The organism is Paraburkholderia sp. PAMB 6770 (genome assembly GCF_057748135.1).
In genome coordinates this window covers 1,072,979-1,094,523 of the sequence record NZ_CM173239.1, presented here as the reverse complement: position 1 = coordinate 1,094,523, position 21,545 = coordinate 1,072,979, and the positions used below count along the sequence as shown (strand labels likewise).

At 69.4% G+C, this 21,545-nt stretch carries 16 protein-coding genes; 7 read left to right on the top strand and 9 right to left on the bottom strand.

From position 1 onward, the window contains the following. Position 1: 1 nt before the first annotated feature. From AC3AP7_RS22305 to AC3AP7_RS22290, 4 genes are all read right to left on the bottom strand, one after another. Positions 2-886, bottom strand: a complete 885-nt coding sequence (locus tag AC3AP7_RS22305) for a branched-chain amino acid ABC transporter permease (RefSeq protein WP_487364714.1) — start codon at positions 884-886, stop codon at positions 2-4. Positions 887-990: 104 nt separating this feature from the next. Then, positions 991-2,193: an ABC transporter substrate-binding protein gene (locus AC3AP7_RS22300; RefSeq protein WP_487364976.1), complete on the bottom strand. Its 1,203-nt coding sequence runs from the start codon at positions 2,191-2,193 to the stop codon at positions 991-993. A gap of 57 nt (positions 2,194-2,250) precedes the next feature. Then, entirely contained in the window at positions 2,251-2,994 is a 744-nt protein-coding gene (locus AC3AP7_RS22295) for an ABC transporter ATP-binding protein (RefSeq protein ID WP_487364713.1), read from the bottom strand. Continuing rightward, complete coding sequence (locus AC3AP7_RS22290; RefSeq protein ID WP_487364712.1) at positions 2,991-3,770, bottom strand: ABC transporter ATP-binding protein; 780 nt, start codon at positions 3,768-3,770, stop codon at positions 2,991-2,993. The genes AC3AP7_RS22295 and AC3AP7_RS22290 overlap by 4 nt, the downstream gene beginning before the upstream one ends. Before the next feature lie 453 nt (positions 3,771-4,223). Between AC3AP7_RS22290 and AC3AP7_RS22285 the strand changes: the two genes are divergently transcribed. Both AC3AP7_RS22285 and AC3AP7_RS22280 read left to right on the top strand, forming a co-directional pair. Continuing rightward, positions 4,224-5,684, top strand: coding sequence for a sigma-54 interaction domain-containing protein (locus AC3AP7_RS22285; protein WP_487364975.1), 1,461 nt, complete (start codon positions 4,224-4,226; stop codon positions 5,682-5,684). A gap of 291 nt (positions 5,685-5,975) precedes the next feature. After that, positions 5,976-7,421, top strand: a complete 1,446-nt coding sequence (locus AC3AP7_RS22280) for an MFS transporter (protein ID WP_487364974.1) — start codon at positions 5,976-5,978, stop codon at positions 7,419-7,421. Positions 7,422-7,433: 12 nt separating this feature from the next. Here AC3AP7_RS22280 and AC3AP7_RS22275 read toward each other — a convergent pair whose 3' ends face one another. Genes AC3AP7_RS22275 through AC3AP7_RS22265 form a run of 3 tightly spaced genes read right to left on the bottom strand, consistent with a single transcriptional unit; the run spans position 7,434 to position 10,696 of the window. Continuing rightward, positions 7,434-9,299: a hypothetical protein gene (locus AC3AP7_RS22275; RefSeq protein WP_487364711.1), complete on the bottom strand. Its 1,866-nt coding sequence runs from the start codon at positions 9,297-9,299 to the stop codon at positions 7,434-7,436. 10 nt (positions 9,300-9,309) lie between these two features. After that, positions 9,310-9,699, bottom strand: coding sequence for a GtrA family protein (locus AC3AP7_RS22270; protein ID WP_487364710.1), 390 nt, complete (start codon positions 9,697-9,699; stop codon positions 9,310-9,312). Between the two features lies 1 nt (position 9,700). Beyond that, positions 9,701-10,696, bottom strand: coding sequence for a glycosyltransferase (locus AC3AP7_RS22265; protein WP_487364709.1), 996 nt, complete (start codon positions 10,694-10,696; stop codon positions 9,701-9,703). 562 nt (positions 10,697-11,258) lie between these two features. Here AC3AP7_RS22265 and AC3AP7_RS22260 point away from each other — a divergent pair. Genes AC3AP7_RS22260 through AC3AP7_RS22250 form a run of 3 tightly spaced genes read left to right on the top strand, consistent with a single transcriptional unit; the run spans position 11,259 to position 16,494 of the window. Continuing rightward, positions 11,259-11,861: a DUF2760 domain-containing protein gene (locus AC3AP7_RS22260; RefSeq protein ID WP_487364708.1), complete on the top strand. Its 603-nt coding sequence runs from the start codon at positions 11,259-11,261 to the stop codon at positions 11,859-11,861. After that, entirely contained in the window at positions 11,858-13,708 is a 1,851-nt protein-coding gene (locus AC3AP7_RS22255; RefSeq protein WP_487364707.1) for an Hsp70 family protein, read from the top strand. The genes AC3AP7_RS22260 and AC3AP7_RS22255 overlap by 4 nt, the downstream gene beginning before the upstream one ends. Before the next feature lie 11 nt (positions 13,709-13,719). Beyond that, positions 13,720-16,494, top strand: coding sequence for an Hsp70 family protein (locus tag AC3AP7_RS22250; RefSeq protein ID WP_487364706.1), 2,775 nt, complete (start codon positions 13,720-13,722; stop codon positions 16,492-16,494). A gap of 106 nt (positions 16,495-16,600) precedes the next feature. Here the strand turns inward: AC3AP7_RS22250 and AC3AP7_RS22245 are convergent, their stop codons facing one another. Then, entirely contained in the window at positions 16,601-18,562 is a 1,962-nt protein-coding gene (locus AC3AP7_RS22245) for a putative bifunctional diguanylate cyclase/phosphodiesterase (protein ID WP_487364705.1), read from the bottom strand. 591 nt (positions 18,563-19,153) lie between these two features. On the opposite strand from AC3AP7_RS22245, the gene AC3AP7_RS22240 reads away from it, so the two are divergent. Next, positions 19,154-20,668 carry a sensor domain-containing diguanylate cyclase gene (locus tag AC3AP7_RS22240; RefSeq protein ID WP_487364704.1) on the top strand — a complete coding sequence of 505 codons (1,515 nt, stop codon included), beginning with the start codon at positions 19,154-19,156 and terminating at the stop codon, positions 20,666-20,668. Between the two features lie 71 nt (positions 20,669-20,739). After that, on the top strand, positions 20,740-21,207 hold the full coding sequence (locus tag AC3AP7_RS22235; RefSeq protein ID WP_487364703.1) for a hypothetical protein: 468 nt from the start codon (positions 20,740-20,742) through the stop codon (positions 21,205-21,207). On the opposite strand, the gene AC3AP7_RS22230 is transcribed toward AC3AP7_RS22235, so the two are convergent. Next, the gene (locus AC3AP7_RS22230) at positions 21,204-21,518 is read right to left on the bottom strand and encodes a VOC family protein (RefSeq protein WP_487364702.1); all 315 of its coding nucleotides are present in this window, start codon (positions 21,516-21,518) and stop codon (positions 21,204-21,206) included. The two genes, AC3AP7_RS22235 and AC3AP7_RS22230, sit on opposite strands and share 4 nt — an antisense overlap. Positions 21,519-21,545 lie beyond the last annotated feature (27 nt).

Below are 21,545 nucleotides of genomic sequence, written 5' to 3'. Positions count from 1 at the left end.
CTTACCCCTGTCTGCCGAACAAACCCGCCGGACGCACGATCAGCACCAGCGCCATGATCACGAACACCACCGTCGACGATCCCTGCGGATAGAACACCTTCGTTAGCCCTTCGATCACGCCGAGCCCGAGGCCCGTCACGATCGACCCCATGATCGAGCCCATTCCGCCGATCACGACCACCGCGAACACCGTGATGATCAGGTGCTGGCCCATCAGCGGCGACACCTCGACCACCGGCGCGGCGAGCACGCCCGCGAAAGCCGCGAGCGCGACACCGAGGCCGTAGATCAGCGTCACCATCACCGGCACGTTGACGCCGAACGCCTCGACGAGCCGCGGATTTTCGGTGCCCGCGCGCAGATAGGCACCGATGCGGGTCTTCTCGATCAGGAACCATGTACCGAAGCACGCGGCGAGCGACGCGACGACGATCCACGCGCGATAGTTCGGCAGATACATGAAGCCGAGGTTGGTTGCGCCGTCGAGCAGCGCCGGCGCGTCATACGGTTCGCCCGACGCACCGTAGGCAGCGCGCATCGCGCCCTCGATCACCAGCGTGATGCCGAAGGTGAGCAGCAGCCCGTACAGCGGGTCGAGCCGGTAGATGCGCCGCAGCAGGCCGCGCTCCAGCACCACGCCGAGCGCGCCGACCACGAGCGGCGCGGCGACGAGCATCACCCAGTAGTTGATGCCGAGATACTGCGCGCCCATCCACGCGAGCATCGCGCCGAGCATGAAGAGCGCGCCGTGCGCGAAATTGATCACGTTGAGCAGGCCGAAGATGACTGCGAGCCCGAGACTCAGCACCGCGTAGAACGAGCCGTTCACGAGCCCGAGCAGCAACTGGCCGAGCAATGCGGAAGGGGGAATGCCAAACAGTTCCATTGAATTCTTCGTCCCTGAAGCGACCGGGCGAACCCGCGTCGCGTGCGCGACGTGCGCGACGCGGGTTCGCGAACAGCAAGCGGAAGGCTGCGCGCCTCCCGGACTTACTTCTTGAGCAGCGGGCAGGCCGAATTGGCGAGCGACGTGAATGCGACGTTGCCCGGAATCGTCGAGACCACGTTGTAGTAGTCCCACGGTCCCTTCGATTCTTCCGGTGTCTTCACCTGCATCAGATACATGTCGTGCATCAGCAGGCCGTCCGGGCGGATGAAGCCGTCGGCGAACATGTCGTGCACCGGCATCTTCTTCAGCTCGGCCATCACCTTGCCGGCATCGGTCGTGCCCGCCGCCTGCACCGCCTTCAGGTAGGTGAGCGCCGCCGAGTAGTCGGCCGCCTGCAGACTGCTCGGCATCTTGTGCATCTGCGCGTAGAAGCGGTGTGCGAACGCGCGCGACGCGTCGTCCTTGTTCCAGTACCAGCTCGTCGTCAGCTCCATGCCCTGGGTCGTTTTCAGGCCGAGACTGTGGATGTCGTTGACGAACACAAGCAGGCCCGCGAGCCGCATCTTCTTGTTGATGCCGAACTCGCCGGCCGCCTTCACCGCATTGTCGAAGTCGCCGCCCGCGTTCGCGAGGCCGAGCACCTGTGCGCCGGAGGATTGCGCCTGCAGCAGGTACGACGAGAAGTCCGACGCCGACAGCGGATGTTTCACCTCGCCGAGCACCTTGCCGCCCTGCGCCTCGACCGCGTCCGCGGTCGCTTTTTCGAGCGCGTGGCCGAATGCGTAGTCCGCGGTCAGGAAGTACCACGACTTGCCGCCGCTCTTGACGATCGCCGAGCCGGTGCCGCGCGCGAGCGCCACCACGTCGTAGCCGTAATGCACGCCGTACGGCTGGCACTGCTTGCCCGTCAGCGCATCGGTGCCGGCGCCGACGTTGAAGTAGACGCGCTTCTTCTCGGCCGATACCGTGTTCATCGCGAGGCCGGTCGCGGAGTTCGTGCCGCCGATCAGCATGTCGACGCCGTCGCGATCGAACCATTCGCGCGCGGTCGACGCAGCCACGTCGGCCTTGTTCTGGTGATCGGCATAGACCACCTGGATCGGCTTGCCGAGCACCTTGCCGCCGAAGTCCTTGACGGCCATCCGGATCGCCGCGAGGCCGCCGGCCCCGTCGACGTCGGCATACAGGCCCGACATGTCGGTGATGAAACCGATCTTCACGCTGTCGGCGGCGGCGCTCGCCGGTGGCGTCATGCTCAGGCCGAGGCCCGTCAGCATCGCGATTGTCAGGGCTTTGAGGCGAATCTTCATACTGCGGTCTCCGATATTGGACGGTGTGGTGAAAAAACAGAATCGCCGGCGCTACACGCCGAGCAGTTCATGCAGGATCGGCATCTTGCGTTCGAGCTCGCCGGCGCCGAACTGCTCGACGATCCGGCCGTGCTCCATGACGTAGAAGCGGTCGGCGAGCGGTGCGGCAAAGCGGAAGTTCTGCTCGACCATCACGATCGTGTAGCCCTGCTCGCGCAGCGTCGTGATCATCCGCGCAAGCGCCTGCACGATGACCGGCGCGAGCCCTTCGGAGATCTCGTCGAGCAGCAGCAGGTTCGCGCCGGTGCGCAGGATCCGCGCGACGGCGAGCATCTGTTGCTCGCCCCCCGACAGGCGCGTGCCCTGACTCGCGCGCCGCTCCGCCAGGTTCGGGAACATCGCGTAGATCTGCTCGAGCGGCATGCCCTGCGCGCGCGTTGCACGCGGACCGACCGGCGGCGGCAACAGCAGGTTCTCCTCGCACGACAGGCTGGCGAAGATGCCGCGCTCCTCCGGGCAATAGCCGATGCCGTGATGCGCGATCCGATGCGCCGGCAGGCGGATGGTCTCCGCGCCGCCCACGCGGATCGTCCCCTCGCGCCGTCCGGTGAGGCCCATGATCGCGCGCAGCGTCGTGGTGCGCCCCGAGCCGTTGCGGCCGAGCAGCGTGACGACCTCGCCGCGCGCCACCGTCATGTCCACCCCGTGCAGGATGTGCGACTCGCCATACCAGGCCTGCAGGCCCGCAATCTCGAGGGCCGGCGCCGCGCCGGCCTGAAGCGCCGCGCCCGTCATGCGTGCGCTCCTTCGAGCACGGCCTGCGCGCTGCCCATATAGGCCTCCCGCACGAGCGGGTTCCCGGTAATTTCGTTATACGTACCTTCTGCGAGAATCGTGCCGCGCTGCAGGACGGTGATCGCATCCGAAATGCCGGCGATCACGCTCATGTTGTGTTCGACCATCAGCACCGTGCGGCCCGCCGACACGCGCTTGATCAGCGCGGTCACGCGGCTCACGTCTTCGTGGCCCATGCCCTGGGTGGGTTCGTCGAGCAGCATCAGTTCGGGTTCCATCGCGAGGGTCGTGGCGATTTCGAGTGCGCGCTTGCGTCCGTACGACAGCTCCACCGCGGGCGTATGCGCGAACTCGCCTAGGTCAACGTCGTCGAGCAGCGCCATCGCGCGCGCGTCGTGCGCTTCGGTCGTGCGGCCGCTGCGCCAGAACTGGAACGCCGTGCCTTGCTGACGCTGCAATCCGACGCGCAGATTTTCGAGCACCGTCAGATGCGGAAACACAGCGGAAATCTGGAACGAGCGGATGATGCCGCGCCGCGCGACCTGCGCAGGCGCCTCGCGCGTGATGTCCTGTCCGTTGAAAACGATGTGCCCGGCGCTCGGTTCGAGAAACTTCGTCAACAGGTTGAAGCACGTGGTCTTGCCGGCGCCGTTCGGGCCGATCAGCGCATGAATCGTGCCGCGCGCGATGCGCAGATTCACGCCGCTGACCGCCTTGAAGCCGCGGAACTCCCTGGTGAGGTTGTGCGTTTCGAGGATGATGTTCCGATCTGTCATGTCTCCACTCGTTCTGATCGTTCGCGAAGCCAGCGACGGGGCAACGCTGGCCGGGCTGACAAAACGCAAGACGTATGCCAGCCGTTCCCCGCCGACCCGCGTGCAGGGCGCTGCAACCCCCATCGCGCAGGGTGTGCAGGCCAATCGTAGGCATCGGCAAGCCGTGCTGGGCACGCGTCTCAAACCAGATAGTGGGTTCGCACGACGATTGCAGCGTCTCGCTTTGGAGACGCTTTTCTCCGGATGGCAACAACGCGCCGTGTTTTTGAGGCGCCGTGATTTCCACCGATTGAGACGTGGCGCGCACTCGGCTATCCTTGCGCGTCGCGACGCGACTGGCACCCCACAAGGAGACGATCGATGGCGGTATCCGCTGAACAGCAGAGCACCCGGGCAGACAGCGTGACGAAGCGCAGAACCGACGAAGACACGCAGCGCCACGGCCGTCCCCGCATGAAGCATGAACGCATTCCGCAAGCCACCTGTAACCTCGCGGACTACGCCAATATGCGGCAGCTCACGATGCGCTCGCTGCTCGACGTGCTCGAATGCGCGAGCGAGGGCACGCTGATCGTCGATCGCGACGCGCGCATCGTCTGGGTCAACGACCAGTACGCGCAACGCTTCGGCCTCGCGCACGCGGAAGACGCGATCGGTCACCCGTGCGAGGCGGTGATTCCGCACAGCCGCATGCGCGAAGTCGTGCAAAGCGGCAAGCCGCTGCTGCTCGACATCCTCGAAGGCGAGCCCACCCCGCTCGTCGTGATGCGTCTGCCGCTCAAGGACGATAACGGCGAGACGATCGGCGCGATCGGCTTCGCGCTGCATCAGCGGCTGCATTCGCTGTCGCCGCTGCTGTCGCGCTATGCGCTGATGCAGGAGCAGCTGGCGAGCGCGCGCGAATCGCTGCGCCGCGAACGGCGCGCCAAATACTCGTTCACGAACTTCGCCGGCGTGAGCGCGGTCACGCTCGAACTCAAACGTCACGCGCGCCGCGCGGCGGCCACCGATTCGCCGGTGCTGCTGCTCGGCGAAACCGGCACCGGCAAGGAGCTGCTCGCGCACGCCATCCATGCGGCCTCGCAGCGCGCGACCAAACCGTTCGTCAGCGTGAACGTCGCCGCGATTCCCGAGACGCTGCTCGAAGCGGAGTTCTTCGGTTCGGCGGCGGGCGCATATACCGGCGCCGATCGCAAGGGACGCGCGGGCAAGTTTCAGGCGGCCCAGGGCGGCACGCTCTTTCTCGACGAAGTCGGCGACATGCCGCTGCCGCTGCAGGCGAAGCTGCTGCGCGTGCTGCAGGAAAAGGAGTTCGAGCCGCTCGGTTCGAACAAGGTCATGCATGCGGACGTGCGCATCATCGCGGCGACCTCGCAGGACCTTCACGAAGCCGTCGCGGAAGGACGCTTTCGCCCGGACCTGTTCTATCGTCTGAACGTGCTGACCGTCGTCGTGGCGCCGCTGCGCAGCCGCCTCGAAGACATGGAGGTGATCTGCGAGTCGATCTTCGACGAGCTCTGCACGCAGGCGGGCTACGAGCACGCGGTGCTCTCGCCCGACGCGCTCGCCGCGCTGCGCGAGCATGACTGGCCCGGCAACGTGCGCGAACTGCGCAACGTGCTCGAACGCGCGCTGCTTGCCGCCGAAGGCGAACCGCTCGATGCGGGGCTCATCCAGACCGCGATCGCGGCCGGCATGCGCACGCAGCCGGCGCGCAACCCGCCGCTGCATGCGGGCAGCACCGCCACCCGCTACGACGAGGCGCTCAGCCAGTTCGAGCGCGCGCTGATCGGCAACGCGCTCGCCGAAAGCGGCGGCCGCGTGGCCGACGCGGCACGCCGGCTGGGCATCGGACGCGCGACGCTCTACAAGAAGATGACGAGCCTCGGCGTGCAGAATCCCCGCGGCATATGACGCGCGCGCCGCTGTTCTCGCGATCCGCCTGAGCGCGGCCGTTCACACGACGCGATTCGCACGGCCGTCGACGCGCGCACGCTGGGGGCGCATCGTCGATGTCGCGACGGCGAACAGCCCCCCGCGTCGCCGCCGCTTGCGAAGCCGGCGCATGGCGGACCTGTTCCACCCCGATGCCGGATATCTTCTATGTCGGCGTTTAATGGCCAGGTCTACTGGACGCAACCGGGCATCGGGCGCCTCGCGCGCCGGCTTGCCCGCCTGCCGCCCACCGTCCGCCCAGGGGAAACCATGCCGCGCAGCGCTTCACTGTCCGCCGTTCGCCCTCCCGCCGCCGCGCGCCTCGAGCGGCTGCCGTTCTCCGGTTATCACCGCGTCATCTTCATCATCATTGCCGCCGCGTTCTTTTTCGACTCCATCGATCTCGGCACGATGACCTTCGTGCTCGGCTCGATCAAGAGCGAATTTGGGTTGTCGAGCGCGCTGGCCGGACTGGTTGCGAGCGCAAGCTTCTTCGGGATGGTGTTCGGCGCGGCCGTTGCGGGCCTGCTCGCCGACCGCTTCGGCCGCCGTCCCGTGTTCCAGTGGAGCATGGTGCTGTGGGGCGTCGCGTCCTACCTGTGCTCGACCGCGCATTCGGTGCAGGCGCTGATCGCATGGCGGGTGCTGCTCGGCGTCGGCATGGGCATGGAGTTTCCGGTCGCGCAGACGCTGTTGTCCGAGTTCGTGCCGACCGCGTCGCGCGGCCGCCTCGTCGCGCTGATGGACGGCTTCTGGCCGCTCGGCTTCATCACCGCCGGGCTCGTGTCGTATTTCGTGCTGCCGGCGTTCGGCTGGCGCACCGTGTTCGCGCTGCTCGCGATTCCCGCGGTGTTCGTGCTGATCGTGCGCCGCATCGTGCCGGAGTCGCCGCGCTGGCTCGAACATCGCGGCCGGCTCGGCGAAGCGGATGCGGTGCTCGCGCACATCGAGGCCGCCGTCATGCGTTCATGCGGCCTCACGCGGCTGCCCGCGCCGCCGGCGCTTGCCGAACCCGCCGCGCCGCGCGGCCAGAGCGCATGGCGCGAGATCTGGAGCGCCGCCTACCGCTCACGCACGGTGATGGTCTGGCTGCTGTGGTTCTTCGCGCTGCTTGGCTTCTATGGGCTCACGTCGTGGCTGGGCGCGCTGATGCAGCAAGCCGGCTTCGCGGTGACGAAATCGGTGCTCTATACGATGCTGATCTCGCTCGGCGGCGTGCCCGGCTTTCTGTGCGCCGCCTGGCTGGTCGAGCGCTGGGGCCGCAAGCCGACCTGCATCGCGTCGCTGACCGGCGGCGCGGTGATGGTGTTCATCTACGGGCAAACCGCGCTGCACGCGCAAAGCGTCGCGATGCTGATCGGCACCGGGCTCGTCATGCAGTTCTTCCTGTTCGGCATGTGGGCCGTGCTCTACACGTACACGCCCGAGCTGTACGGCACCGGCGCGCGCGCCACGGGCTCGGGATGCGCGTCGGCGATCGGGCGCATCGGCTCGCTGATCGGGCCGTATGCGGTCGGCGTCGTGCTGCCGGTGTTCGGACAGGGCGGCGTATTTACGCTCGGCGCGCTGTCGTTCGCCGTCGCCGCGCTTGCGGTGGCGATGCTCGGCATCGAAACGAAGGGGCTCGCGCTCGAAACGCTTGCATCGCAAGACGTGTCGCCGGCCGGGCCTGCGCTCGCGACGGGCGTCGCCGCGCGCGGGGCGCGGCGGGGATAGACACGCGCCGGATCATCCGGGGTCGCGCAGCGACAGCCTGCACCACTGGTAGCGCTGGACACCCTTGCCGATGCCGGCGCGATACGGCACGCAACTCGCGGTATCGAGCGTGAAGCCGTGGCGGGCAAACACGGCGGCCGCGGCGTCGCGGTCGGCGCGGTCCGCCGCACCGATATCGCGAACGTCGTCGGGACGCAGCGTGAGCGCGCAGCGGTCCGCGCCTTGCGTCGCCCCCGCCACGGCCGCGTGCAGATGCAGGCGCGTGACGGCCCAGCGTATCGCCGCGCAGCCTCGTTCGCTGCTCAGGAGTCCGATACGGTGCGCGGCGGCGTTCAGGCGGGCAATGCTGTCGACTCGCCAGTTGTACTCGCCGTCCGTGATCGCGTAGATCGTGCCGCCGCGCTGCTGCGCCTCTTCGCGAAGGCGTTCGACGAACGCGGCGGACGCCGGAAAACTGCTTTCGAGCTGCGCGAACGCAACCTTGTCGGGAAAGAGCGTGGCGAGCCAGCCCCAGGGCCGCGAACGCGTCGATACGATCACGACCGTGGTCCGGGACGGCTGCGCGATGGCCGGCACGTCGGCATGCCACAGCGGGTCGGCCCAGCGTTCGTGTCCCCACGTTTGCGCGCCGCCGGCCAGCACAACGGCCGTGGCCGCGCCGAGCAGCCAGCGGCACGCGCGCGACGCCGCGCGATACGACAGCAGATCCTGCAGCAGCAGCCAGACCGCGAGCGGCGCAAGCACCTCGATCGCGACGATATAGCGGTAGATACTGAAGGCCTCGGTCCAGACGACGAAGCCGAGCGCGACATACAGGACGACGAACCGGCCACGCGGGTCCATCGCCGGACCGCGTTCGCGGCGAACCCATCCGGTCCAGCACCGGACAGCCGCCCAGACCCAGAAGAGGACATAGACGATGGGCCAGATGATCTGCCGGATCTCCGTCTCGCCGACCCGGTGCGAGTTCAGTGTAATGACGAACGGCCAGAGCGCGAACTCGACGAGGCTGCGCGGACGCCAGCGCGCATCGCCCATCTCGTTGCCGTGCACCAGCGGGTTCGGAAACAGCCCGGCAAACTGCGGATAAAGCGGATTGCCGAACAGTCTCCACATATGGACGAGCCAGTATCCGCCGGTTGCCGCGAAGCCGGCCAGCACGCCCACGCCGAACAGGAAGGCAAGCCCGATGCGCTGCCCCGCGCGGCCGGGACAGGCAAGCAGCGCGCCGCACATCGCCACCGCAAACACCGCGTTCGTCAGCTTGAGCCCGGTGCCGAGCCCGACGAGCGCGCCCGCGCACAGCACGAGCGCGACGGCCGGCCCGCAAAACCGGCTCGCCCGGTGCCAGCCCGCGACGAGCACCCAGAGCCCCGCGAGGCACAGTAGCGCAGTCGAATCGTCGCCCATCGAGCTTCCGAGACCCGACAGGAAATTGGCGGTGAGACACCCGGCGAGCGCGAGCAGAAGCGGCACCCGATACCGGTCGCGCGCGGGCAACCCCGGCAGCACGGCCTGAGCGATGCCAAGCAGGATGACGAAGGTCAGCCCGTGCAGCGCGCCCAGCGCGAAGCCGACCACCCGCGGCGGAAGATACAGGTTCGCGAGGTAATACGCGGCGTCGAGCAGCGGGTTGAAATAAGACTGCATGCCCGCCGGCGCAAGGTCGATCAGGAGTTTTCCGTGCAGCCACGCAAACGGGTTGTACAGGTGATAGTTGTACAGGTCCCAGTTCGCATCGGCACCCAGCCATAGCGAATACAGGCCGAACAGCAGCGGCACGGCGACCCGTGCGAGAACGAGCGCTTGCGGCGAGTTGAGGGCTGCGGTGCGCGACGGGCGCGACGGCGGAACGGCAATCGGATCGGATTCGGACATGAACGCGGCGTTACGGTCGATGGCGGAATACCCACCACCGGGCGGAAGTGAAATTGACGGCGAGGCCGGCAAGCGACCCCACCGCGACACCCAGATACGGCAGCACCGCGGAGCGCGGCATCAGCACGACGATCGAGCTATACGCGGCATAGTTGACGCAACCGCCCGCCGACATCGCGACCAGATAGCGCCACGCGCTTTTCCACGCGGACTCGACCGGCCGCTCCCGGAACGTGAAGCGCCGGTTGATCTGCCACGTGAGCCATACGGCGCAGAGAAAGGATATCGCCCGGCCGGCGAAGTAACCGGCATGCAGTTGCAGCGCGAGCCACAGCACGCCGGCATCGACGACGAAACCGAGGCCGCCTGCCAGCGCAAAGCGCAGGAACTGGGATCGCATGTCAGTCGGATGCGTCGGGCGCCTGCGGGGCCGCATGCATCAGATACGCGAAGCGCTTCATCTCCAGGCGGCCCCGCGTGACCGTGTCGAGGACGATGCCGCAGGTCAGCAGGATCGCGCCGAAGAGCATCAGCGCCGCGCACAGGAGCGCGGTCGGCAGGCGCGGAACGAGTCCGGTCCTGAGATAGTCGTCGAAGACCGGAATGGCGAGCAGCAAGGACGCCAGCGCGCATGCAAAGAAGCCGGCGGAGAAGAACGGCAGCGGCCGCTCCGCTTTCAGCAGCCGGCCGATCATCAGCAGGATGCGGAATCCGTCTGCCCACGTGTTGAGCTTGCTCTCGGAGCCCTCGGGCCGCGCGCCGTACGCAGTGGCAATCTCGGCGACCGGCATGCGCAGTTCGAGCGCGTGCACGGTCAGTTCGGTCTCGGTCTCGAAGCCGGCGGCATGCGCAGGAAACGACTTGACGAAGCGGCGCGAGAACGCGCGGTAGCCGGAAAGCATGTCGGTGAAGCTTTGACCGAACAGCGTCGCGACGCACTGGGTCAGCACGCGATTGCCGAAGCGATGGCCGCGCCGGTAAGCCTCCTGATGCTCCGACACGCGCGTGCCGACGACCATGTCGAGACCGTCGCGCAACAACGCAGTCGCGAGCAGCGGGGCCGCCGAGGCATCGTAGGTGCCGTCGCCGTCGACCATCAGATAGACATCGGCTTCGACGTCGGCGAACATGCGCCGGATCACGTTGCCCTTGCCCTGATCGGACACCCGCTTCACCCGCGCGCCGGCGGCGCGCGCGACGTCGACGGTCGCGTCCGACGAGTTGTTGTCGAACACGTAGATCTCGGCGTGCGGCAACGCGCGCCGGAAATCGCGTACAACGGTGCCGACCGTCGCGGCTTCGTTATAGCAAGGAATCAGTACCGCCACGCGCGGGTGATCGGGCGGAGGGGTTGCTACACGGCTTCCCGTGCCGTGCGCGTCCGGGATTGTTTTCATGTTGACCGAGTGTTGACCGAGTCGAAGTTCAGGCGGGGCGACGGCGTGCGTCATCGACCGCAGGGCCGGGTGTCTTCGAATCAGCCGCGCTTTCCCGGATTCGCCACGGCCCGGTGGCAATACGGTATTTACCGCGTCCGATGGCCTCGACGCCACGGCGGACTGCAAGCTAGTCTTCGCAAAAGACGGGAGTTTAACCCAGTAGCCTCGATCCCCTGGCGAAAGTCAGGTGCGCGCAGAGGCCCCCTCCCCGACGTCCACGCGAACACCCGCGCCCCTCATGCAACGGCCCGCCGCCGCGGGTCGCCCGCGCCACCCGAAAACAGCCGCCCTCCCCCTCTGTCGCGAGCCGCTTCCGCCGGCTGCGGGTAACCCCTTACCGGCCGGACGGTAAAATACCGTCCGGGGCCTATCCGGGCCGGCCGTCGACGGGCCGGCCCCGCCACCCGGCAGCGCCCGCGCACCGGCGTCCGCCCCCCCGACAACCCCGGCGCCGCCAGCCCGCTGGCCGGCGACGCCCGAGGACCGCGCGTCCTCTCACCGAGCCCATCAGGAGCCATTCATGACCGACCCGAACGTGTCTTTCCTCGGCCGCATCTCGCTCGCCGTCGGAACGTTCTTCAGCATCCTCGGCGACCGCGAGTTCGCGGCCCGCGTGCAGCGTCTGCGCGCCGGCGCCCCGCTCGCGCCGGCGTCAGCGCCCACGTCAGCGCCCGCGCCGACGCCCACCCCGGCTCCGGCCGCCGCGCCCGCCCCGCAGCCCGCCGCGCCGGCACTGAAAGAAGCGAGCCCCGACGCCGCGCTGCAACTGCTCGCGCTGCTGCAGCGCGAGGCGCGCTTCGTCGATTTCGTCGAGGAGGACGTCGCCGCGTACTCGGACGCCGACATCGGCGCCGCCGCGCGCGTCGTCCATGGCGGCTGCCGCGCGGTGCTGCGCGAGCACTTCGCGATCCAGCCCGTGCGCGACGAAGCCGAAGGTAGCCGCATCACGCTGCCGGAAGGGTTCGACGCCGCCGCCGTGCGCGTGACGGGCAACGTGGTCGGCGCCGCGCCGTTCACCGGCAGCCTCAGCCATCGCGGCTGGCGCGTCGCCGCCGTGCGGCTGCCGAAGCTCGCCGCGAGCCACGACGCCACGGTCATCGCACCGGCGGAGGTGGAACTGTGAGCACGCCGCGTTATTCGATCGGGATCGACCTCGGCACCACCCACTGCGCGCTGTCGTGGCTCGATCTCGCCGCGAGCGACGGCGAGCACGCCGTGCAGGGCGTCCTGCCGGTCGCGCAGCTGTGCGCGCCGGGCGCGGTCGACGCACGCCCGCTGCTGCCTTCGTTTCTGTATCTGCCGCATCCGAGCGAGCTCGCGCCCGCCGATCTCGCGCTGCCGTGGGACGGCGCGCGCACCTTCGCGGTCGGCGAGATGGCCCGCAGCCGCGGCGCGGCCACGCCGATCCGGCTCGTGTCGAGCGCAAAAAGCTGGCTGTGCCATCCCGGCGTCGACCGGCGCGCCGCGATCCTGCCGGCCGACGCGCCCGCGGACGAAGTCGCGCGCGTGTCGCCGCTCGAAGCGTCGGTGCGCTATCTGACGCACCTGCGCGAAGCGTGGGATCACGCGCATCCCGACGCCCCGTTGCGCGAGCAGGCAGTCACCGTGACGATCCCCGCATCGTTCGATCCCGCCGCGCGCGAGCTGACCGCGGAAGCCGCGCACGCGGCCGGCTTCGCCGACATGACGCTGCTCGAAGAGCCGCAGGCCGCGCTCTACAGCTGGATCCAGAAGAGCGCCGGCCAGTGGCGCAAGGCGGTGCGCGTCGGCGACATCCTGCTCGTGGTGGACGTCGGCGGCGGCACCACCGACCTGTCGCTGATCGCGGTCGTCGAGCGCGACGGCAACCTCGAACTGCATCGCATCGCGGTCGGCGAGCACATCCTGCTCGGCGGCGACAACATGGACCTCGCGCTCGCGCACAGCGTCGCGCGCAAGCTCGCCGCGCAAGGCACCCCGATCGACGCATGGCAGTTGCGCGCGCTCACGCACGCGTGCCGCGCCGCGAAGGAGACGCTGCTCGGCGACGCGAGCGTCGACACCGTGCCGCTCGTCGTCCCGAGCCGCGGCGCAAAGCTGATCGGCGGGTCGATCCGCACCGAGCTCACGCGCGCCGAACTGACCCAGTTGATCCTCGACGGCTTCTTCCCGCAGGTCGACGCGGCCGCGCGTCCGGTGAGCCGCGCGCGCGCCGGCCTCACGCAGCTCGGCCTGCCGTATGCGCAGGATGCGGCGATCACGCGGCATCTGGCCGCGTTCCTCGGCCGCCAGCGCGACGCGCTCGCCGAGCTGCCCGAATCGCAGCGCGAGCAGGCGCAGGCGGCGAGCTTCCTGCATCCGAGCGCGGTGCTCTTCAACGGCGGGGTCTTCAAGTCGCCGCTGCTGGTCGAGCGCATCGTCGGCACGCTGAACGGCTGGCTCGCCGCCGAAGGCGCCGCACCCGCGCGCGTCATCGAAGGCGCGGACCTCGACCTCGCGGTCGCGCGCGGCGCGGCCTACTACGGCTACGTGAAGCGCGGCCGCGGCGTGCGCATCCGCGGCGGGCTCGCGCGCGCGTTTTACGTCGCCGTCGAGTCGGCAATGCCCGCGGTGCCCGGGTTCGAGCCGCCGGTGCAGGCGCTGTGCGTCGCGCCGTTCGGCATCGAGGAAGGCGCCGAGGCCGCGCTGCCCGCGCAGGAGTTCGGCCTCGTGGTCGGCGAGCCGGTGTTTTTCCGCTTCTTCGGCTCGTCGGTGCGGCGCCAGGATCCGGTCGGCGCGTTGCTCGACGGCTGGTCGCCGGACGAACTTCAGGAGCTCGAAGCCATTCACGCGACGTTGCCCGCGGAAGGCCGCCACCCCGGCGAGGTCGTGCCGGTGAAGCTGCACGCGCGCGTGACCGAAGCCGGTACGCTCGAACTCGAAGCGATCCCGCGCGGCAGCGCCGAGCGCTGGAAGGTCGAGTTCGACGTGCGCGGCGCCGACGGCGCGTGAGCGCACGCACGATGAAGCGCTACAGCGTCGGGATCGACCTCGGCACCAGCAACACGGTGCTCGCCTACGCGGAGCGCGGCGCCGACACGATCCGCGTGTTCGAGATCGAGCAGCTCGTCGGCCCCGGCCAGGTCGGCGCGCGGGCGCTGCTGCCGTCGGTGCGCTATCACCCGGCGCCGGGCGAGCTGGGCGCGGGCGAGCGGGCCCTGCCCTGGGCGCCCGCCGACGTGGCGCTCGCGCCGCCCGCGGTGATCGGCCGCTACGCGCGCACGCTCGGCGCGCAGGTGCCGGGGCGCGTCGTCACGAGCGCGAAAAGCTGGCTGTCGCACGCGGGCGTCGAGCGCGACGCGCCGATCCTGCCGTGGGGCGCGGCCGAGGGCATCGACAAGGTCTCGCCGCTCGCCGCGAGCGCGAGCTATCTCGCGTACCTGCGCGACGCGTGGAATCACCGCTTCCCGGACGCGCGCCTCGAAGATCAGGACATCGTCCTCACGGTGCCCGCGTCGTTCGACGACGGCGCGCGCGCGCTCACGCTCGAAGCCGCGCGCGCGGCGGGACTGCCGGCGCTGCGCCTGCTCGAAGAGCCGCAGGCAGCGTTCTACGACTGGCTGTTCCGCCATCGCGGCGCGCTCGGCCCCGCGCTCGACGGCACGCGGCTCGTGCTGGTCTGCGACGTGGGCGGCGGCACCACCGACTTCACGCTGATCAAGGTGCGGATGCAGGATGGCGAGCCGCAGCTGACCCGCATCGGCGTCGGCAATCACCTGATGCTCGGCGGCGACAACATGGATCTCGCGCTCGCACATCGGCTCGAAGCGCGGCTCGCCGGAGCAGGCGCGCGGCTGCCCGCGGCGAGCCTCGCGCAGCTCGTCGAGCGCTGCCGCGACGCGAAGGAGCGGCTGCTCGCGCCAGACGCGCCCGACACGCTGCCGGTCACGCTGCTCGCGGCCGGCGCGAAGCTGGTCGGCGGGGCGCGCAGCGCGCCGCTCGCGCGCGACGAAGTCGAGCGCCTCGTCGTCGACGGCTTTTTTCCGCGCGTCGCGGCCGATGCGCGGCCCGGCCGGCCGCGCGGCGCGCTCGTCGAATTCGGCTTGCCGTACGCGAGCGACCCGGCGATCACGCGCCACGTCGCGGCGTTTCTGCAGCAGCAGGCCGAGCCGTCGCGCGACGCGCTCGGCGACGCGGCGCCCGACGGATCCGCGCTGCCGGTCCCTGACACGGTGCTGCTGAACGGCGGCGTGTTCCGCGCGGCGCCGCTTGCGCAGCGCTTCGCGGACACGCTGGCCGACTGGCGCGGCGCGCCGCCGAAGCTGTTGCACAACGACGACCCGGACGTGGCCGTCGCGCGCGGCGCGGTCGCCTACGCGCTGGCGCGCGCGGGCCGTGCGCCGCGCATCGGCGGCGGCGCGCCGCGCAGCTATTTCCTCGCGCTCGACGACGCGCGCGACGCGCTGCAAGGCGTCTGCGTGCTGCCGCGCGGCACCGAGGAGGGTCATGAGATCGCGCTCGACGGCCGCACCTTCGCGCTGCGGCTCGGGCATCCGGTGCAGTTCCACCTCGCGTCGTCGAACGCGGATGCGCGCTGGCAGGCGGGCGAACTCGCGACGCTCGCCGCCGGCGAATTCGTGCGGCTGCCGCCGCTCGCGACCGTCGTGCCGCCGCGTGCCGGCGGTGCCGCGGGCGAGACGCCGGTGCGGCTCGCCGCGTCGCTCACCGAGGTCGGCACGCTCGAAGTGCACTGCATCGACGCCGCCGACGCCGCGCAGCGCTGGCTGCTCGAATTCCAGCTGCGCCGCGGCGAAGCGCGCGCGGGCGCGTCCGGCGAGGCGCCGGCCGTCGTGCATCCGCGCCTGCCGGCCGCGCTTGCGCTGATCGAGCGCAGCTTCGGCGCGCGCACCCAGCAGGCCGACCCGAAGCAGGTGAAGCGGATGCGCGCCGAACTCGAACACGTGCTCGGCCCGCGCGCGAGCTGGGACACCGCGCTGCTGCGCGAGCTGTTCGCCGCGCTCTGGGAACGCGCGCGGCGGCGCCGCCGCTCGGCCGCGCACGAGCGGTTATGGCTGAATCTCGCGGGGTTCTGCGTGCGCCCCGGCTTCGGGCACCCGCTCGACGCATGGCGGGTCGAGCAGCTCTGGACGCTGTTCGACGACGGCATCCAGTACGTCGCCGACAGCCAGGTCTGGTCCGAATGGTGGACGCTGTGGCGCCGCGCGGCGGGCGGCCTGAACGAGGCGCAGCAGCTCGCGGTGCTCGACGCGCTCGACTACCTGCAGTCGGATGCGCCGGGCCGGCCGCGCCTGCCGTTCGATCCGGCCAAAACCGGCCATGCGGACAGCGTGCGGCTCGAAGCCTCGCTCGAACGCATTCCGGCGGCACGCAAGGTCGCGCTCGGCGAGCGGCTGCTCGGACGGCCGCGCCCGTCGGGCGAATCGCGCGAGGACTGGTGGGCGCTCGGCCGGATCGGCGCGCGCCGGCCGTTCTACGGCAGCGCGCACAGCGTGGTGCCGCCCGACACCGCCGAGCGCTGGCTGGAGACGCTCCTCGCGCTCGACTGGCGCAAGGTCGAGCCCGCCGCATTCGCCGCGGTGCAGATTGCCCGCCTGAGCGGCGACCGCGCGCGCGACCTGTCCGACGCCGCGCGCGCGGCGGTCATCAAACGGCTCGAAGCGGTGCGCGCGCCGGCCGGCTGGAGCACCTCGCTGCGCGAGGCGGTCGAGCTCGATACGGCCGACGAAGGGCGCGTGTTCGGCGAAGCGCTGCCGCCGGGGCTGAAGCTGATTGGCTGATTGGCTGATTGGCTGATCGGACGTCCGGCGGCTGGCTGGCTGACTGAGTGACAGGTCGACCGGCTGACTGGACGTCCGGCGTCCTGCCGTCCGGCGCAGGATCCCGCTACCCCAGCGCCGGCGCCGCGGCGTCGCTCGTCCGCGTCTGCGCCATCGCCGGCGCCGGGCGGCCGAAGTAGAACCCCTGCATCATCGAGCAGCCGAGCTGCCTGAGCACGCTGACCTGCTCTTCATTCTCGACGCCTTCGACGACGCAGGTCACGCGCAGGTTGCGGCACAGGTCCACAATGCTGCGCACGATGCCTTGTGCGGTACTGTCCCGCTCGATGCGGCCGATGAAGCTGCGGTCGATCTTCACGCTGTTCAACGGCAACTGGTGGATGCAGTGCAGGCTCGAATAGCCGGTGCCGAAGTCGTCGAGCGAGATTTTCGCGCCGAGCGCGCGCAGCTCGACGAGCGCCGCGTGCGCAAGCTCGAAGTTCTTGATCACGGCCGTCTCGGTGATCTCGAACGTGAGCCGGCTCGCGTCGACGCCGCTCGCGCGCACGATCTCGCGAATCGCGCAGACCGCATCCGGCGACGCGATATCGCGCGCGGACAGATTGAAGCTCACGCAGGCGTGCGGATAATCGTGCGTCATCAGCGCGAGCGCCTTGCCGAGCAGCACCGCGGTCAGCTGATGAATCAGGTCGCTGCGCTCCGCGATGCCGACGAAGCGCGATGGCGCGACGCTGCCGAGCAGCGGACTGTGCCAGCGCGCGAGCGCCTCGTACGCCACGACGCGCTGCGACGCGGACTCGACGATCGGCTGGAAATGCAGCGTCATCTCCTGCGCCAGATCCGCCTGGCGCAGCGCCTGCTCGATCTGGTTGATCTCGCGGATATGGTGCTCGTGCTGCTGCGAAAACACCGTCGTGCCGCCGCGCCGGTGGTCTTTCGCATGGTAGAGCGCATAGTCCGCGCGCTCGAACAGCTGCTCGGGCGTAAGCCCCGCGTCCGGAAACACCGCGAAGCCGAGCGACGCCGAAATGCGCGCGGTCGCGCCGGGCAGCTCGTATGGCTGGCGCAGCACCTCGCAGACGAGCGCGCCGATCCGGTGCAGCGCGTCCGTGTCGTCGAGTGCCTGCACCAGCAGCCCGAACTCGTCGCCGCCGAGCCGCGCGAGCGTGATGTGCTCGTCCGCGCACGCCTGCAGCCGCCGGCCGACCTCTTCGAGCAGCCGGTCGCCCATGCGGTGGCCGTGCAGATCGTTGATCTGCTTGAAGCCGTCCAGATCGAGCACGCCCACCGCGAAACGCTGCGGCGCGAGCTTGCCGGACGTGAAGCGCTCCGACAGCATCGCGAGGAAGTGACGGCGGTTCGGCAGCCCGGTCAGGCTGTCGGAGTTGGCGAGCCGGAAGTTCTCGTCGCTGAGCGCCTGCAGCTCCAGTTGCTTCTTCTCCAGCGCGGCCTGCGAGCCGACGAGGCTCGCGAAATCGCGGTAGTACGTGAGCAGCACGATCACCATCGCGATCGCGACGAGCAGCGCGTTGATGTCGATCGCGAGCAGCACGCCGTTGTGCGCGAACAGGAAGAACAGCGTGAACGGCACCAGCACGATCGCGGTCAGCAGCAGCGCGGCGCGCCGCATGTGCATCAGGCAGAAGATGCAGCCGATCACCGTGATCGACATGTAATACGCGACGTGCACCTTCGCGTACGGCCCGCCATAGGGAAACAGCATCAGCCCCCATGCGGTGAACAGCACGCCGAACACGACGATCAGCCGGATCGTCGTGCGCAGGCGCTGCGCCACGGCGGCGTCGCTGAGCGTCGCGAGCGACGCCCGGCGCCGGATCCAGACGATCATCCGCAACGCGCAGAGCGTGCACAGCGCGAGCGGCACGTCGCGCGCGAGCCACGCCGGCGCACACGACAGATGCGTGAGCGACACGGCCGCGCTATTGACGATCAGGATCGTGTACAGCAGCGGCAACTGCCGCGTGAACGCCTCGAACTGCGAGCGCAGCAGCACGTTGCGCTCGGTCTGCCCGGCCGGCGGGCGAGCGGATTGCTTCAGTCCCATCATTGCTTGCATTCGTCTGAGGTTTGTCCGAGGTTCGGCGCCGGGCAGCACGCGCCGCCGCCGGCGCGGCGGACAGCCGGCCCGGACCGGCGTGCGCCGCGCGCATACCCGGCGCGCATCAGTGCGGATATATGCGTTTACGGCAGCCGGCGGGCGCCGCTGCAGTGAATTTGCAGGTGTGCGGGTCGAGCGCGATCAGGTTTGTTTGGGGCGCGCGGTTCGGGGCGCTCTGCCTGGATCGTTCTGCCTGGGCCTTTGCGCCTGGGCCTTTGCGCCTGGGCCTTTGCGCCTGGGCCTTTGCGCTTGGGTCGTTCCGCTTGGGTCAGTCTGTTTGCGCCGCTCAGTTCGGGCCGCTCAGTTCGGGCCACGCAGCTCGAACCGGTCAGCTCGGGCCGGCCGGTCCGGCTCAAGTTGGGCGGCCCGCCGCCGTTACTTCCGGTAAGGCGCGCCGGGTTCGTGCCCGCATGCGCGCCGCCGCAAGCGGGTGCGCCTGTCGAGGCCAGATGCGCCGACGCAACGCCGCTGGAGGCGCCGTAGCTGTATTGCGGGCCCAAGGCCCTTTAGAATAGCGGCACTATCGAATCTGGACCTGTCATGCTGGAAGCCGCCGGTACCCCTGCCTCGCCCACCGCCCCGAACGCCGCTCCAAGCGCCGCCCGCGACGACTCGGAGATGTTCGAACTGGCCCCGGTTTCGCTGTGGCTCGAGGACTTCAGCGGCGTGAAGGCGCTGTTCGACGCATGGCGCGCCGAGGGCGTCACCGACCTGCGCGCGCATTTCCGCGAGCACCCGGAACGGGTCGCGCAATGCGCGCACAGCATCCGCGTGATCAAGGTGAACCAGAAGACGCTGTCGCTGTTCGAGGCAGCCGATTTCGCCGCGCTGACCGGCAACCTCGCCGCGGTGTTCCGCGACGACATGCTGAAAACCCACCTCGAAGAGCTGTGCCAGCTGTGGGCCGGCCAGACGCAGTTCATGAGCCAGACCGTCAACTACACGCTCGGCGGCCAGCGCCTCGACGTGCTGCTGCGCGGCGCGGTGCTGCCGGGCCACGAGGCGCGCTGGGACCGGGTGCTGGTGTCGCTGGAGGACATTACCGAACTCGAAGGCGCGCGCCACCGGATCTCGCGCGCCGAGGAATATGCGCGCGGGCTGTTCGAATATTCGCCGGTGTCGCTGTGGGTCGAGGATTTCAGCGCGGTCCGGCGCCTGCTCGACGGCGCGCGCGCGGCGGGCATCAGCGACTTCCGGGTCTTCACGGACGTGCATCCGGAGTTCGTCGAACGCTGCATGCAGGAAATCGTCGTGATCGACGTGAACCAGCACACGCTCGAAATGTTCGTCGCGCCCGACAAGAAGACGCTGCTCGGGCGCCTGCCCGACGTCTTCCGCGACGACATGCGGCCGCACTTTCGCGAGCAGCTGATCGACCTGTGGGAAGGCAAGCTGTTCCAGCAGCGCGAAGTGGTCAACTACGCGCTCGACGGCAACGAGGTGCACGTGCACCTGCAGTTCTCGGTGCTGCCCGGCCACGAGCGCAACTGGGACCTCGTGCTGGTCGCGCTCACCGACATCACCGCGCGCAAGAAAGCCGAGGCGTACCTCGAATTCCTCGGCAAGCACGACGTGCTCACCAAGCTGCGCAACCGCTCGTTCTATGTGGACGAGCTGAACCGGATCGAGCGCAAGGGTCCGTTCCCGGTCACCGTGATCATGGCCGACCTGAACGGCCTGAAGCGCGTGAACGACCAGTTGGGCCACGCGGCCGGCGACGCGCTGCTGCGGCGCGCGGGCGAGGTGCTCGCGAAGGCGATGGAAACGCCGTTTCACGCGGCGCGCATCGGCGGCGACGAGTTTGCGATCCTGATGCCCGGCACCGACGAGCGCGGCGGCGCGGCGATGATCGAAACGATCCGGCAACTGGCGGATCTGAACAACCAGTTCTATCCGGGCTCGCCGCTCAGCCTGTCGATGGCCGCCTCGACCTGCCAGCAGGGCGAACGCCTCGAAACGGCGATCCAGCGCGCCGATCTGCTGATGTACGAGGTCAAGCGCGCCCATTACGCGACGCTGCTCGCCAGTCCGCCGGATGGGGCGCAGAACGGGTGAGGCCCGAAGACCGCAAACATGCGCCGGACCGAAACCGCGCCGTGGCAAACACTGCATCGAGAGGAACGGTGATGCGCGGCAGGCTGCCGCTCTCGCTGCGGCTGTTACGCCGGCTGTTATCCAGGCTGTTATCCAGGCTCTCACCCCGGCGCTCGCTGCGACGCTTATTGCGACTCTTACTGCGGCGGTCACTGCCGCTATGGCTCGCCGCGCCGGCCATCTGCGCGGCCCGCGCTGCCCCGCTGCCCGCCGGGCTGCCGTGCGCCAGCTGGCCGACAAGCATGGCCGAGGTCAATCTGCAGAATGCGGGACTCGTCAGGATCGCGCAGCTTGACGAAGCGAAAACCCGCGCCACGCCAATCGCGATCGAAAAGATCGGCGCCGACCTTTACCGGCAGGTATTCGACATCACGCTGTATGCCCGGTCCGGCCAGGCATTCCACGTGATCACCGTCAACCGCGCGTCGTCCACCGAGTGCTCGATGAGCGGCGTCGACGTGTATCTGGTCTCGCGCACCTTCCGTGCCGACGCCCCTTAGGATCGCACCGCGACACCATACGTGCTCGCGATGCGTCGATCCTGCTCGGCCGCGGAGAAGCGCTCCCATTCGAGCCCGTTGACGTCGACGCTCTTCGTATAGTCCCCGGCTTCGTCGTCCTCGAAGCCCACGTGCCGCAGCCGCCCCGCGTCGGCCGGCGACAGGTTGATCGAGAAGTTCAGCAGCGACGTGCGCCACATCGCATAACGGCCCGGCACGACGGCCGCCGGCGGCAGCCCGAGCCGATCGCTGTAATCGGCAATCGACGCGTCGAGATCGGCAACGGCAAGCGCAATATGAAAACGCTTCATGGCGAGGACACTCCTTCTACGGTGACG